A 14473-nucleotide genomic window follows, 5' to 3' on the forward strand; every position below is an offset into this window, starting at 1 on the left:
GCGCCTCAGCCCAGCCGGCCGGCGAGCCGGCGCACGATGCGCGGCACGGTTTCGCCTTCCGCCCGGGCGGAGAAGGTCAGCGCCATGCGGTGCTTCAGGACTGGTTCGGCGAGCGCCATCACATCGTCCACCGAGGGGGCATAGCGCCCATCCAGCAGCGCGCGGGCGCGCACCGCCAGCATCAGCGCCTGCGAGGCGCGCGGGCCGGGGCCCCAGGCGATCAGCTTCTGCTCCGGCCCTTCCGCATTGGGACGCGCCGAGCGCACCAGGGTGAGAATGGCTTCCACCACCGAATCGCCTACCGGCAGGCGGCGCACAAGGCGCTGGGCCGTGAGCAGGTCTTCCACGCTCATGGCCGCGCGCGGCTTGGTTTCTTCCGCGCCCGTGGTGTCGAACAGGATGCGGCGTTCCGCATCGCGATCGGGATAATCCACGTCGATTTCCATCAGGAAGCGGTCGAGCTGGGCTTCCGGCAGGGGATAGGTGCCTTCCTGCTCCAGCGGATTCTGGGTGGCCAGCACGTGGAAGGGCTTGGGCAGGTCGTGCCGCTCGCCGGCGACGGTGACATGGTATTCCTGCATGGCCTGCAGCAGCGCGGACTGGGTGCGCGGGCTGGCGCGGTTGATCTCGTCCGCCATCAGAAGTTGGGCGAAAATGGGCCCTCGGATGAAGCGGAACGCACGCTTGCCGCCGGCGCTTTCCTCCAGCACCTCGGCGCCGAGGATGTCGGAGGGCATCAGGTCCGGCGTAAACTGGACGCGGCGCGCATCGAGGCCGAGCACGGTGCCCATGGTTTCCACAAGCTTGGTCTTGGCCAGGCCGGGCACGCCCACCAGAAGCCCGTGTCCGCCGGCGAGAATGGTGATAAGGGCGTGATCGATTACGGCTTCCTGGCCGAAAATCACCGAGGCGATGGCATTGCGGGCGGTGCGCACGCTGGCCGCGGCGGCCTCCGCATTGCGGATGATCATCTGGTCCAGATCGAACGTCTCGCTTGCTGCCGACATCCACGCTTCTCCTTTGGCGAGGCATCTTCCCGCCCAAAGACGGCAAGACGAGGCCCGCAAATCCACCTTCCCGACGCTAAAGTTCGCGGAGGCCGGAACGACCAGCTTACGATATGTTTGCGCCGCGTCGAACCACAGCTTCGCATACGCACAAGTTCGCATGCTCAACTCATCGCGAGGAGCCCATGACAGACAGCCGCGATGCAGCGCCCCAAATGCCGTCCCCGGTGCTGGCACAGATCGCCTCCGCGCCCGGCGGGTCGGGGCGGCTCGACGCCCTGATGGCGGCCGCTTCCGCTGCCGGCGGGCGGGGGCCGGCCCCGGTGGAGCTGTGGAATCCGCCGGACTGTGGCGATATCGACATGCGCATCGCCGCCGACGGCACCTGGTTCTACGCTGGTACCCCGATCGGCCGTCCGGCCCTGGTGCGGCTGTTCGCCTCCGTGCTGACGCGCGAGGATGGGCGGTTCGTGCTGAAGACCCCGGCGGAGAAGGTGGGGCTGACGGTGGAGGACGCCCCGTTCCTGGCGGTGGATTTCGCGGAAGAACAGGCGGAAGAGGGCAAGGTGCTGGTGTTCCGCACCAATCTCGACGACATCGTGCGCTGCGGCCCCGGCCACGATTTGCGCTTCGCACCCGGCGAGGGGGTTGGCGAAGTGCGTCCCTACCTCCATGTTCGGCGCGGACTGGAGGCGCGCCTCACCCGCGCCGCGTTCGTGGATCTGGTGGAGCGGGGCGAGGTGCGCGACGTCGAGGGCGTGCCCATGTTCGGGATCGCCTCCGGCGGCTGCTTCTATCCCATGATGGCGGCGGCCGAACTGGACCGGGCCTCGACATGACGGAGTTGCTGAAGACGCGCATGGACACGTTCGAAGATTTCTGGGCCCGGGCGCAGACCCGGCTGCGGCACGCGCCGCCGCCGCCCTTTTCCGAGGAGAGCGCGGCGGGCCTCAATGGGGACCACGCGCTGGCCGCCGATCCCGCCTCTGTTCTGCCCCGGCGCGCGCCGCGCCACGCCGCCGTGCTGGTGCCCATCGTCGCGCGGGCGGAGCCGAGCGTGCTCTTGACCTTGCGCTCGCCCCACCTCTCCCACCATGCCGGCCAGATCGCCTTTCCAGGCGGGCGGGTGGACCCGCAGGACAAGGACGAGGTGGCGGCGGCGCTGCGCGAGGCCAATGAGGAAGTGGGCATCGCCGCGCATTTCATCGAGCCCCTGGGGTTTCTCGACGGATATCTCTCCAGCACCGGCTTCTGGATCGCTCCCGTGGTGGCGCGGCTGAGCCCCGATTATGAGATGACGCTCAATCCCGGCGAGGTGCAGGAGGCCTTCGAGGTGCCGCTCGCCTTCCTGATGACGCCGGCGAACCATCTGCGGCAGTCCGGCGAGCGCAACGGCGTGCTGCGCCATTTCTATGCCATGCCCTATCGCGAGCGCTTCATCTGGGGCGCCACGGCGGGAATCCTGCGCAATCTGTACGATCGGGTCTATGGCTGATGCTGCGCACCCTCCTCATCGAAGGCGGCCTGTTTCTCACGCCGTTCGTTCTCTATGCCCTGCTGCTGCTGGTGACGCGCGGCTCCATTCTGCCGGCGGAATGGTCGCCGCGCATGATGGGGGTGCTGTCGGTCATCGCCATCGCGCTGATGGCGCTCGGCCTGCTCGCGTTCGAGCATGGGCGCGGCGCCCCGCCGGGCACCCGCTATATCCCCGCCGAGGTGAAGGACGGGGTGCTCGTTCCAGGTCGCTTCGAATGAGCGCGCCTTCGCTCGCCGATGCCGCCTGGTTCACGGCCGCGCCGCTGCGCCGGGTGCTCGGCGCGCTGGATGGCGCGGGCGAGGAGACGCGGGTGGTGGGCGGCGCGGTGCGCAACGCCTTGCTGGGGCGGCCGGTAAGCGAAGTGGATCTCGCCACCACCGCCGTGCCGGAGGAGACCATGCGTCGCGCGCGCGACGCGGGGCTGAAGGCGGTGCCCACCGGCCTTGCCCACGGCACGGTGACCGTGGTCGCAGACGGAACGCCGTTCGAGGTGACCACCCTGCGCGAGGACATCGAGACCGACGGGCGCCACGCGGTGGTGCGCTTCGGCCGCGATTGGCGAGCCGACGCCGCGCGGCGCGACTTCACCATGAACGCGCTTTATGCGGACGCCCAGGGCCAGGTGATCGACCTTGTGGACGGGCTCGCCGATCTGCGGGACGGCCGGGTGCGCTTCATCGGGGAGGCGCAAACCCGCATCCGCGAAGATCACCTGCGTATCCTGCGCCTGTTCCGCTTCCATGCCGCCTATGGGCACGGGCCCATGGATGCGGCGGCGCTCTCCGCCGCTATCCGTCTGCGGGCGGGCATCCTACGGTTGTCGCGTGAGCGTATCGGAAGCGAATTGCTGAAGCTGCTCGCCGTGCCGGATGCCGCGCCGACCGTGCGGCTGATGAGCGAGACCGGATTTTTGCCCACCATCCTGGCCGGCGTGCCGGACCTCATTTCCCTTGAGCGCCTCGCGGCATTGGAAGCCGCGCTCGGCGAGCCGTCCGATGCGGTGCGGCGCCTCGGCGTCCTGGCTGTGCGCATTGTCGAGGATGCGGCGCGGCTGCGCGAGCGGCTGCGCCTGTCCAACGAGGCGTTCAAGCGGCTCCAGGGCATGGCGGGCGCGACGGGGGAGGCGATGGACGCGCGGCAGGCGCGCTCCGCCATCTACCGGCTCGGGCGCCCCGCGTTCGAGGATCGGCTCCTGGCGGGTGCGGCGCACGGCGCTTGGGCGAGCGGGGAGGTGGCGCCGCTGCTGGCTCTGGCTCGCTCCTGGCCGGTGCCGGCCGCGCCCTTCTGCGCCGCCGATCTCATCGCCCAGGGACTTAAGCCGGGCCCGGCGCTTGGCGCCGCGTTGGCCCGCATGGAAGAAGCGTGGATCGCCGCGGATTTTCCCGCCGACGCGCAGAGCCTGCGCGCCTTGATGGCGCTCGCCCGCCCCTGAAACGAAAAAGGCCCTTCCGGGGAAGGGCCTTCCAGCTCGAGCACCGCACGGTGTCGAATGCGGCATGTCCAATGCTGCACGGTACGTGACCTGCCGGGCGAAGCGCCCGATCAGCAATCAGTCCTCTTCGTCTTCTTCTTCGTCTTCGTCGAGATCGAATTCCTCGATCTCCAGCGCGTCGAGGGCGACCGCCGGAAGCTTCTGAGTCCGGAATTCGACCACTTCCTCAGCGAACCACAGCACTTCGACGATCTCGCCTTCGACGGCGATGACGGTCAAAGCGGGGCTGCCGGACTTGAGTTGAACGATTTCACCGGGCGCGAAGGCCATTGCAGCATCTCCTCAACAGATGCCCTCCGCCTAAACGGCTTCTATGACAGTGCCATCACACAGCCGAGGCGAAGCGCCGCAAACCGCAATTTAAGGCCATTTTACCACCGGCGGCATGGAGGACAGGATGGAGGCGACATTGCCACCGGTCTTCAGGCCGAAGATGGTGCCCCGGTCGTACAGCAGGTTGAATTCCACATAGCGCCCGCGTCGCACCAGCTGCTCCTCCCGGTCGTCCCCAGTCCAGGGCGTCGCGAAATTGTCCCGCACGAGGCGGGGGTAGATGTCCAGGAAGGCGCGGCCCACATCTTGCGTGAAGGCGAAATCCGCGCTGAAATCGCCGCTGTCCAGCCAGTCGTAGAAGATGCCGCCGATGCCGCGCGGCTCGTTGCGGTGCTTGAGGAAGAAATATTCCTCGCACCAGGCTTTGAGCCGGGCATAGTCCGCCACCGCATGCGGGGCGCACGCGGCCTCCATCGCCGCATGGAATGCGATGGTATCGGGATCGTCCTGGGTGCGGCGGCGATCCAGCACCGGGGTGAGATCGGCGCCGCCGCCGAACCAGCTCTTGGTGGTGACGACGAAGCGCGTGTTCATGTGCACGGCCGGCACATGGGGATTCGCCATGTGCGCGATCAGCGAGATGCCCGAGGCCCAGAAGCGCGGATCTTCCGCCGCGCCGGGGATCTGGGCGCGGAATTCGGGGGCGAATTCCCCGAACACGGTGGAGGTGTGCACGCCCACCTTCTCGAACAGCCGCCCGCGCATGAGCGCCATGGTGCCGCCGCCGCCCGGTGCGCCGCTGTGATCGGTGCGGTTCCAGGGCGAGCGCTCGAAGGTCGCCGACGGCCCGGAATAGAGCGCGGCGGGCGCCTGCGCCTCCAGCGCCTCGAAGGCGGCGATGATGCGGCCTTGCAGCTCCTCGAACCAGGCGCGGGCGTGGGCTTTGCGATCCTCGATATCGGATGGGAGCATGGATGTTCCTTGCGCGACGACGCCCCGTTCTGCGCCAGAGCGCTCGCAAGTTCAACGCATGACGGCTGGCGCTGCGGCTCCATGAATGTTTGATGCCGTCCCCCCGCATGATATCTGCGGTGGAGGGTGGGGGCGAAGCATGGGGCCATTGGCGCGACCAGGTGTGGTGGTGCAGACCGGAACGAGCGCCCGCACGGACGCGCGGCCGCTGTTCGCCGCGACCTTCTGCCTCTTCGCCCTTGGCCTGTATGCGTGGGCCAATCCCTATCTGGCAGCGCCCGCCTTCTGGGCGGAGGACGGGCTGGTCTTCTGGAACGCGGCCTATTCCGAACCCTTCTACCGGCCGTTCCTGGAGCCCTATGCGGGCTATCTGCACCTGATCCCGCGGCTGATCGCGGCGAGCGCCACCCTGCTTCCCTACAAGGTGCAACCGGCCTTCTACGCCTATGCCAGCGTTGCCTTTTCGGCCTGGACCGCCGCGCTCGTGTGCGTCTCGGTGCAGCGGCGCGCGGTCGGCCTGGCTTTTGCGCTGCTGATGGTCGTGGTGCCCCACACGGGCGAGGTTTGGGCGACTCCCACCAATCTGCAATGGATCATGGCGTGCGCCTTGCCGGTGATCGCGCTCTCGCCGGTGCCCGAGAGCCGGTTCGTGCGTGTCAGCCAATTGGCTTTCATGGTGCTGGCGGCCCTCACCGGGCCGTTCATGGTGCTGAGTGCGCCGCTCTGGGCGGTGCGCGCGGTGCGGTGCTGGCGTGCGCGCGACCGGCACGGCGCGGCGCTGGTGGCGATCGCGGCGGCGGGCGCGCTGGTGCAGCTTTATTTCATGACCCGCCAAGCGGTCATGGTGGACGTGGCGGGGACGGTTCGGGATTTTCCGCTGGCGCTGGGCACCTTCCTGCTGCGCTGGATGGTCCAGTGCACGGGCCCCGTCTCGGTGCTCAGCCTGCTGTTCGTCGTCACCCTGCTGGGCAGCCTGATCTTCGGCCGGGACCGCGTGCTGCGCGCCGGTTGCCTCGGCTTCGGGCTGATGATCCTGTTCGCGACCGCCCACAAGTTCGCCAATGCGATCGACAGTCTGAACGCGCCCAATGCGGACCGCTATTTCTTCATCCCCTCGGTGATGGCGGCCTTCATCTGGGCGAGCCTGGTGGCGGACCCCGGCGCACGGTGGCTCCGCCTGCCCGCGGGCCTGCTGCTGCTGCAATTCGTCTTCCAGGCGGTGACGACGCCGCTGGCGGAGCGCAAGCCCACGGAGTTCGCCGCCAACTGGCGCGGCTATGCGCATCTCATCGGCAAGCAGGACGTCACGGTGACTTTTCCGCCCAACTGGCAGATCGTCGTAAAGGCGAAATAGCGCCTCAGGCGGCGGGACCGACCTTTCCCGACGCGGCCGCCCACAATGCCTCGACCGCCGCATTCTGCCGCGCGCGCGGACGGAACAGGCGGATCTCCATGGCGATCTGATCGTCCGCGCTGCCGGCACGGGCGAGGCGCTCGGCTTCCAGATCGGCGGCAACGAGGCTGAGCGGGACCCAGGCGATGCCGCGCCCGTCCCGCGCCAGCGTCACCAGCACGCCCGCCAGATGCGAGGTGAAGGCAGGTTCCCCGCCGTCGCGGCGCGCCACGCCCGAGGCGGCGAGAATGCGCCCCATGCCGGATGTGGGCGCATAGGCGAGATACGGCCCGCCGACCCGCACGCGTGCCGGGGTGCCCACAGGCACCAGCCGGTCTTCGCCGATGGTGGTGGAGAGAAAAGCCGGCTCCTCCAGGCGCGTGCGTGCCGCCGGGTGATGGTGGCACAGAAGCAGATGGGCCTTGCCCTCCACCATCAGGTTCTCGCAGGCGACCATGTGGTCAGCGGTAAGCTCGAAGGTGGCCGGGGAATCGAGCCGCGCCTCCAGGTCGCGCAGCCAGGGCGGGAAAAAGGTGAGCGAGAGCACGTGGGTCGCGGCGAAGCGGATGGCCGCGCCGCTCGCCTGGGCGGCGACGAGGGCCTCGTGCCGGCCTTGATGCAACCGCCGCAGCGTCTCTTCCGCTACCGGCCGCAGGCGCTCGCCCGCCGCCGTCAGGCGCACCGAATGGGTGGTGCGCTCCACCAGCGGCACGCCGACCCAATCCTCCAGGGCCCGGATGCGCCGGCTGAAGGCGGATTGGCTGACCGCGCGCTTGCCCGCCGCGCGGGAAAAGCTGCCTTCGTCCAGCAGGGCCAGGAAGTCTTCGAGCCAGATCGTGTCCATGCGGCACCGGAATAGCGACGCGGGAGCCTAGCGCAGGACGGCGCCTGTGCCCAATCGATCGCGGATGTCAGCCCTTCGCGTCCGCCTTGATAAGGTCGGCGGCCTTCTCCGCGATCATCATCACCGCCGCCTGGGTGTTGGCCGAGACGATGGTGGGCATGATCGAGGCATCCACCACCCGCAGCCCGTCGAGCCCATGCACCTTCAGGCGCGGATCCACCACGGCCGAGGGGCCCGTGCCCATCGCGCAGGTACCGATGGGGTGGTAGATGGTCTGTCCCGTGGTGCGCGCGAAATCCAGCCATTGCGCGTCGCTCTGCACATCCGGGCCGGGGTTCATCTCATAGGCCCGGTAGGGGTCCATGGCCTTCTGCGCGATGATGGCGCGGGCGATCTTCATGCCGCCGACGAGGCTGTCGCAATCCTCCTGCACCGCCAGGAAGTTCGGGCGGATGGAGGGCTGCGCGAACGGGTCCGCCGATTTCACATGGATCGAGCCCACGGATTGCGGGCGCAATTGGGTGACGCCGATGGTCATGCCCGGCAGGTGGTCCAGCGCCCGATCGGCGGCGTTGGCATAGCTTGCGTGCATGAAGAAATATTGGATGTCGGGGGTTTCCAGTTCCGGCCGGGTCTTCACGAAGCCATGGGCGAGCCCGGTGCCGAGGGTGAGGATGCCGGTGCGGGTGAGGAAATATTGCGCCACCGCGCGGGCCAGCTTCAGGCCGCGCGTCTGCTCGTTGAGGGTGATGGGCAACTTCACCCGCCAATTCATGCGGGTGGCGAAATGGTCGCGGTAATTGTTGCCGACGCCGCTCAGCGCATGGAACACCGGCAGGCCGGCGGCGGCGAGCGTGTCGGGATGGCCGATGCCGGACAATTCCAGCAATTGCGGCGACTGCACCGCCCCGGCGGTGAGGAGGATTTCGCCGCGCGCGGTCGCGACCACATCGCGCGAGCCCAGCCGATAGCGCACGCCGCTCGCCCTGCGGCCGTCGAATTCCAGCTTCAGCGCATGGGCGTGGGTGACCACCTTCAGGTTCGGCCGGCCGAGCGCGGGGCGCAGATAGGCGTCCACCACGGTCCAGCGCCGGCCGTCCTTCTGGTTGACCTGATAATAGCCGAAGCCGGCCTGGTCGGGGCCGTTATAGTCCGGGTTGCGGGAATAGCCGGCTTCCTCGGCGGCTTCTATGAAGGCCTCCGAGAGCACCGGCCGCTCGGCCACCCGCACCACGTTCAGCGGCCCGGAGATGCCGCGCGAGGGGTCGGCGCCCGGCGCGGCGAAGGTCTCCATTTTCTTGAAATAGGGCAGCACGTCCGCGGCGCTCCAGCCGGTCGCGCCGCGCTGGGCCCAGCCGTCATAATCCTGCGGCTGGCCGCGCACATAGATCATGCCGTTGATGAGCGTGGAGCCGCCGAGACCCTTGCCGCGCGGCACCACGATCTCGCGGTTTCCGGTGTTCTCTTCCTTTTCGGTGGTGAAGCGCCAGTTGAACGCGGCACCGCTCAGAAGCTTGGAGAAACCGGCGGGGATGGGAATCCAGAAGCCGTTGTCCGGCCCTCCCGCCTCCAGCAGCAGCACGCTGTGCTTGGGGTCTTCCGAGAGGCGCGCGGCGAGGATGCACCCGGCGGTGCCGCCCCCGACGATGATGTAGTCGAACGTTTCCATGCCATCCCCCTTTGGGGTCTCTTCTTGATGGGGCCCCGGCCCGCGCTCAGGGCGCGCGGACCGGCAGCACCTTTCCGGGATTGAGCCGCTGGTGCGGATCGAGGGCGCCCTTCAGGGTCGCGCACAGGGCCATCTCCTCCGCCGAGCGGCGGCGCAGGAGTTCCTCGACCCGATACTGGCCGATGCCGTGCTCGGCGGAGATGGAGCCGCCGAAGCTGGCGACCACATCGTGCACGAGGCGGTTGATGGCGGCGCCGTCGTGGCTGGCGTCCACCAGCACGTTGTAGTGCAGGTTGCCGTCGCCCACGTGGCCGAACACGTTGGCCCGCGCGCCCGGCGCGCCGGCCGCGAGCGCGGCATCAGCCGCTTCCAGGAAGGCGGGAATGTCGGTGATGGGCACAGAGACGTCGTGCTTCAGGCTCTTGCCCTCGCGCGCCTCGCCTTCCGAAATGTGCTCCCGCAGCGCCCAGAGCTGGGTCGCCTGGGCGCCGGATTCCGCCACCACGCCGTCGAGCGCGATCTCCTGTTCCAGCGCTGCGGAAAGCGCGCTCTCCGCCGCCTCGCGCAGGCCGGAAAGGCTCGCGCCGGCCTCGATCAGCACAAACCAGTCGCCGGCGGCGATCGGCGGCGTCAGGCCGGCGTGACGGCGCACCAGATCGAACGATTGGGCGGAGATCAGCTCGAAGGCGGAGATGGAATCGCCCAATTCGTCCTGCGCCAGGTCCAGCAGATGCAGAGCGGCGGCAGGGGAGGGGACGCTCAGCAGCGCCGTCACCGTGTGCTTGGGGCGCGGCACGAGGCGCAGGATGGCGGCGGTGACGATGCCGAGCGTACCCTCGCTGCCGATGAAGATCTGCTTCCAGTCGTAGCCCGCATTGTCCTTGCGCAGGCGCCGCATGCCGTTGACGATGGTGCCGTCGGCCAGCACCACTTCCAGGCCCAGCACCAGCGCGCGGGTCATGCCATAGCGCAGCACATTCACCCCGCCGGCATTGGTGGAGACGATGCCGCCGACGGTGGCGGAGCCTTCCGCCGCAAGGCTCACCGGCAGCAGGCGGCCGGCATCAGCGGCGGCGTCCTGCGCCACCTTGAGGATGCAGCCGGCCTCCGCCTCAATCGTCATGCCGATGGGGTCGAGCCCACGGATGGCGTTCATACGGGTGAGGGAGAGCACCACCTGGGCGCCCGAGGCATCGGGCACCGCGCCGGCCGCAAGGCCGGTATTGCCGCCCTGGGGCACGAGCGCCGCGCCCGCCTCGGCGCAGGCCCGAACAACCTCAGAGACCTCGGCCGTGGATGCGGGGCGGACCACGCACAGGGGTTTGCCAGGAAACTGCCGCCGCCAGTCGATGGCGTAGAGTTCCATGTCGGCTTCGCCGGTGATGAGCCCGGCGGGGCCGACGATCTGCGAAAGGCGCGTCAGCAGCGCCGCGTGGGTGTCGTTCGCATTGCTCATGATGCGGCCTGCGCCAATGCGGCCGGCGAAAGCGGCGTGCCGCGCGCGGCCATGGTCACGGCCAGTCCGTCCATCACTTCCGGAGTGCCGGCGTAGGCGGCGCGCTCCAGCACCTTGGAGATGGTGGGAGAAGCCTCCTTTCCGGTGACGCGCTGGATCGGCTGGTCGAGCCAGTCCATGTAGCGACGCTGGATCTCATCGGCGAGGAAGCTGCCATAGGAGGTGCCCACCGAGCCCTGCTCGACGATCAGCACATTGTTGGTCTTGCGGATGCTCTCGCCGATCGTGTCCCAGTCCAGCGAGGCGCGGTCGAGGGTGCGCAGGTCGATGATCTCGGCATCGACGCCGAGTTGCTCGACGGCTTCGCGGCTGCGCGCGACCATGGCCGAATAGGTGAGAATGGTGAGGTCGTTGCCTTCCCGCACCACCCGCGCCGTGCCGAGCGGGATGATGTAGTCGAGGTCCTCGGCCGGGATCGTCCCCATGGTCTGGTAGAGGTCCACATGCTCGATCACGAGCACGGGATCATTGCAGGCCAGGGCCGCATTCATCAGGCCCACATAGTCGAACGGGGTCGAGGGGGCGACGATGCGCCAGCCGGGCGAGGTGGCGAACATGCCCGCCGGGTCCAGCGAATGCTGGGAGCCATAGCCGGTGCCCATGGCGATCTTGGTGCGCAGCACCAGCGGCACGTCAACATCGGCACCGAACATGTGGCGCGCCTTGCCGATCTGGTTGAACACCTGGTCGGCGGCGACCCACATGAAGTCGGGATACATGAATTCGATGATCGGCCGGTAGCGTCCGTCCATGGCAAGCCCTCCTGCGAGGCCGGCGAATGCGCCCTCGCTGATGGGGGTGCCGAATACACGGCCGGGAAAGGCGGCGGCAAGGCCGCGTGTGGCGCCATTGGTGCCGCCCTTCAGGCGATGGATGTCCTCGCCCATGATCACCAGCTTGTCGTCGGTCTCGAAACGGCGGTGAAGCACGTCGGCGATGGCATCCACGAACTTGCGCTCGGTGGTGGCGCCGGTGAAGGTCGAAGCTTCTTCCGCGCGCTTGTCCTTCAGCTCGGACAGGTCGCCGCGAATGCCGGTATCCACGAAGCCGACGTCGGGCCAGAGCGCCGCCTGGATGCGGCGGCGGTTGCCGTCCGGCTCCACGAGGCGGGCCGCGACTTCGCCCATCAGCGCCTTGCAGCGTTCACGCAGCGCGTCCAGATCGCCTTGGCTCAGCTCACCCCGCTTCACCAAGGCGCGGCCGGTGCGGTCGATGGGATCGCGGGCGCGCCAGGAGGCTTCCTCCTCCTTCGTGCGATAGCCGAAGGCCGAGCCGGGCAAGGGGCCGTTCTGGTGGAAATAGCGATAGACCTCGGCCTCGATCACGGTTGGGCCCTGGCCCGATCGCATGATGGCCAGGGCTTCCTGGGTCGCGAGATGGACCGCCAACGGGTCCATGCCGTCCACCCGCCAGGAGGGAATGCCGAAGCCCGGGCCACGGCCGGAGAGGCGCGGGTCGCGCGTCGCCTCGGCCACGGTCGTCGCGACCGCATACCCGTTGTTCTCGATAAAGAACATCAGCGGCAGGTTCCAGGCGGCGGCGAGGTTCATGGTCTCCAGCACCGCGCCGATGTTCACCGCGCCGTCGCCGAAATAGGTGATGGCGACGTCGCCCGTGCCGGCGAGCTTGTGGGCCATGGCCGCGCCCGCCGCGAGCGGCACGCCGCCGCCCACGATGGCATTGGTGCCGATGGCGCCGGCTTCCCCCCAGCGCAGGTGCATGGAGCCGCCGCGCCCGTGGCCGAAGCCCGGCTCCAGCCCGAGGATCTCGGCCAGCGACTGGTAGAGCAGCGGCTCGGTGCCTTTCGGGAAATCCGCCTTCGGATCGATGCCGGGGGCGATATAGGCGAGGGCTTTCGCGAGGAATTGGTGATGGCCGCGATGGGAGCCGTTCACCTGGTCGCCGGGCCGCAGACCGACGATGGAGCCGGCGGCGCCGCCCTCCTGGCCGACCGAGGAATGGGCCGGGCCGTGCACCAGGCCCTCGCCGGCCAGCTCCAGCACCGTTTCCTCGAAGGCGCGGATGAGGTTCATCTGGGTGAGGATTTCGCCCAGGAGCTTGGGGTCTGCCTGCTGCCAGTCGGCTTCGGTGGTGCGCAGCTCGATCCAGGGTGCCGCGGCTTGCAGCTCGATGCGGTCCGGCATTGTCATTCTCCTCAAGACCGGCCGGTCGGGCCGTTCTCTGCGTCCAAATCTTTAGAGATATCCGTAGGCGGCCCAGCCGCCGTCGACGCCGAGCACCTGCCCGGTGATGGCGCCGGCATGGTCGCTGGCGAGGAATACCGCCGCTTGCGCCACCTCGTCGGGCGTAATCAGCCGGCCGATGGGCGTGCGCTTTTCCAGGCGGTCGAGATCGAGCCGGCCGCGCGCGGCGAGGTCGTCCAGGAACGGCGTGCGCACATAACCCGGCGCGATGGCGTTCACCCGCACGCCGCGCGCCGCCCATTCCACCGCCAGCGCCTTCGCCATCATGACGACGCCGGCCTTGGAGACGCAGTAGCCGATGCGCTCCGGTGCGGCGACGACGCCGTACATGGAGGCCATGAGCAGGATCGAGCCGCGCCCGCGCGCCTGCATCCGCCGGCCCGCTTCCTGCGCGGTGAGGAAGACGCCGGTGAGGTTGATGTCCATCACCCGCTGCCAGTCGGCGTCGGTGACGTCGAGCGTCGGCTGGTTCGAGGATATGCCCGCGTTCGCCACCACGATGTCGAGCCCGCCGAAGGCGTCCGCCGCGTCGCAGGCCCGCGCCACGTCGGCGCGGCTGGTCACGGAGCCGGAAACCGCGACGGTCTCGCCAAGCTCCGCCGCGACATCGCCCGACTTCGGATCGGGATCGAGCAGCACCAGGCGCGCGCCCTGGGCGCGCAGCGCCCGGCTGATCGCAAGGCCGATGCCCGAGGCGCCGCCGGTGACCAGGGCGCAGCGATCCCTCAGCAGGCCGATGGCCGGGAGCGCGGGGGAGGGGAGCGCGTTCACGGTTCCATTCCGACGAACTTCGCCATCAGGTCGAGCTGGCACTCCAGCATCGGCTGGCCCGGCTGGGTGCGGCAGCCGCGCGCCTGCGCCGCCGCGAGCAGCGCGGTGATGACCGGCTGCATGATGATCTCGGCGACGATCTGGTCGGGCGTCAGGCAGGCGGCGTCCAGGGGCAGCGGATCCCCCGCCTTCAGGCCGAGCGAGGTGGCGTTCACCACCAGGTCGTGGCCGGACGGGTCGGGCGTGCCGATGTCCACTTGCAGATTCGGGAACGGGCCGGCGAGGCGTCCGGCGAGATCTTCCGCCTTGGCGCGCGTGCGGTTGGCGATGGTCAGGCGCGAGATGCCCGCCTGGGCCAAAGCGAAGGCGATGGCATTCGCCGCACCGCCGGCGCCGGCGAGATAGGCGCTGCGGCCTTCCGGCTCGATGCCGTTCCGCCGAAGCCCGGCGACGAAGCCGTGCCCGTCCAGCATCTCGCCCACCAGCCGCCCGTCCGCCTCGCGGCGGATGGTGTTGACGGCGCCGATGAGGCGCGCGCTCTCGCTCACCTCGTCGCACAGATCGACGATGGCGGTCTTGTGCGGAACGGTGACGATGAGGCCGCCAAGATTGCGCAGCAGCCGCAGCCCGCCGACCACGGCGGCGAGGTCGTCGGCGCTGGCGTGAAGGGGCACCAGCACGCCGTCATAGCCGACGCGCTTCATCAGCGCGTTGAGCGCCTGGGGCGTTTTCACATGGTGGATGGGATCGGCCAGGATGCCGAAGAGGCGCGTGTGTCCGGTGATCTCGCTCATG

The 14473-nt window shown here is 69.0% G+C and carries 14 protein-coding genes; 5 read left to right on the plus strand and 9 right to left on the minus strand.

What is annotated here, in order from left to right; translation table 11 throughout:
• Nucleotides 1–5: 5 nt before the first annotated feature.
• Nucleotides 6–1007 carry an AAA family ATPase gene (locus V5F68_RS01985; RefSeq protein WP_348846656.1) on the minus strand — a complete coding sequence of 334 codons (1002 nt, stop codon included), beginning with the start codon at nt 1005–1007 and terminating at the stop codon, nt 6–8.
• A 215-nt stretch (nt 1008–1222) separates the two neighbouring features.
• On the opposite strand from V5F68_RS01985, the gene V5F68_RS01990 reads away from it, so the two are divergent.
• Genes V5F68_RS01990 through V5F68_RS02005 form a run of 4 tightly spaced genes read left to right on the plus strand, consistent with a single transcriptional unit; the run spans nt 1223 to nt 3976 of the window.
• Nucleotides 1223–1846 carry a DUF1285 domain-containing protein gene (locus V5F68_RS01990; RefSeq protein ID WP_394014809.1) on the plus strand — a complete coding sequence of 208 codons (624 nt, stop codon included), beginning with the start codon at nt 1223–1225 and terminating at the stop codon, nt 1844–1846.
• Nucleotides 1847–1866: 20 nt separating this feature from the next.
• A complete protein-coding gene (locus V5F68_RS01995; RefSeq protein WP_394014706.1) occupies nt 1867–2502 on the plus strand; it encodes a CoA pyrophosphatase in 636 nt (211 codons plus the stop codon).
• On the plus strand, nt 2502–2762 hold the full coding sequence (locus tag V5F68_RS02000; RefSeq protein WP_348846654.1) for a DUF6111 family protein: 261 nt from the start codon (nt 2502–2504) through the stop codon (nt 2760–2762). The genes V5F68_RS01995 and V5F68_RS02000 overlap by 1 nt, the downstream gene beginning before the upstream one ends.
• Entirely contained in the window at nt 2759–3976 is a 1218-nt protein-coding gene (locus tag V5F68_RS02005; RefSeq protein WP_394014705.1) for a CCA tRNA nucleotidyltransferase, read from the plus strand. Before V5F68_RS02000 ends, V5F68_RS02005 begins: the two co-directional genes overlap by 4 nt.
• 117 nt (nt 3977–4093) lie before the next feature.
• Here the strand turns inward: V5F68_RS02005 and V5F68_RS02010 are convergent, their stop codons facing one another.
• Both V5F68_RS02010 and hemF read right to left on the minus strand, forming a co-directional pair.
• Nucleotides 4094–4306: a DUF2158 domain-containing protein gene (locus V5F68_RS02010; RefSeq protein WP_394014704.1), complete on the minus strand. Its 213-nt coding sequence runs from the start codon at nt 4304–4306 to the stop codon at nt 4094–4096.
• Between the two features lie 90 nt (nt 4307–4396).
• Complete coding sequence (hemF, locus tag V5F68_RS02015; protein ID WP_394014703.1) at nt 4397–5281, minus strand: oxygen-dependent coproporphyrinogen oxidase; 885 nt, start codon at nt 5279–5281, stop codon at nt 4397–4399.
• Nucleotides 5282–5429: 148 nt separating this feature from the next.
• On the opposite strand from hemF, the gene V5F68_RS02020 reads away from it, so the two are divergent.
• Nucleotides 5430–6635 (plus strand): hypothetical protein, encoded by a 1206-nt coding sequence (locus V5F68_RS02020; RefSeq protein WP_394014702.1) that lies wholly within the window; start codon nt 5430–5432, stop codon nt 6633–6635.
• 4 nt (nt 6636–6639) lie between these two features.
• Here V5F68_RS02020 and V5F68_RS02025 read toward each other — a convergent pair whose 3' ends face one another.
• The 6 genes from V5F68_RS02025 to V5F68_RS02050 form a co-directional block, all read right to left on the minus strand.
• Nucleotides 6640–7518, minus strand: coding sequence for a LysR family transcriptional regulator (locus V5F68_RS02025; RefSeq protein ID WP_394014701.1), 879 nt, complete (start codon nt 7516–7518; stop codon nt 6640–6642).
• Between the two features lie 67 nt (nt 7519–7585).
• A complete protein-coding gene (locus V5F68_RS02030; RefSeq protein WP_394014700.1) occupies nt 7586–9187 on the minus strand; it encodes a GMC family oxidoreductase in 1602 nt (533 codons plus the stop codon).
• Nucleotides 9188–9233: 46 nt separating this feature from the next.
• Entirely contained in the window at nt 9234–10643 is a 1410-nt protein-coding gene (locus tag V5F68_RS02035; RefSeq protein WP_394014699.1) for an FAD-binding oxidoreductase, read from the minus strand.
• A complete protein-coding gene (locus V5F68_RS02040) occupies nt 10640–12847 on the minus strand; it encodes an alpha-ketoacid dehydrogenase subunit alpha/beta (protein ID WP_394014698.1) in 2208 nt (735 codons plus the stop codon). The genes V5F68_RS02035 and V5F68_RS02040 overlap by 4 nt, the downstream gene beginning before the upstream one ends.
• Before the next feature lie 51 nt (nt 12848–12898).
• Nucleotides 12899–13678, minus strand: a complete 780-nt coding sequence (locus V5F68_RS02045; protein ID WP_394014697.1) for an SDR family NAD(P)-dependent oxidoreductase — start codon at nt 13676–13678, stop codon at nt 12899–12901.
• Nucleotides 13675–14472, minus strand: coding sequence for a shikimate dehydrogenase family protein (locus V5F68_RS02050; RefSeq protein ID WP_394014696.1), 798 nt, complete (start codon nt 14470–14472; stop codon nt 13675–13677). Before V5F68_RS02050 ends, V5F68_RS02045 begins: the two co-directional genes overlap by 4 nt.
• Nucleotide 14473 lies beyond the last annotated feature (1 nt).

The organism is Roseixanthobacter pseudopolyaromaticivorans, from assembly GCF_043195145.2.
GTDB lineage: Bacteria > Pseudomonadota > Alphaproteobacteria > Rhizobiales > Xanthobacteraceae > NCEH01.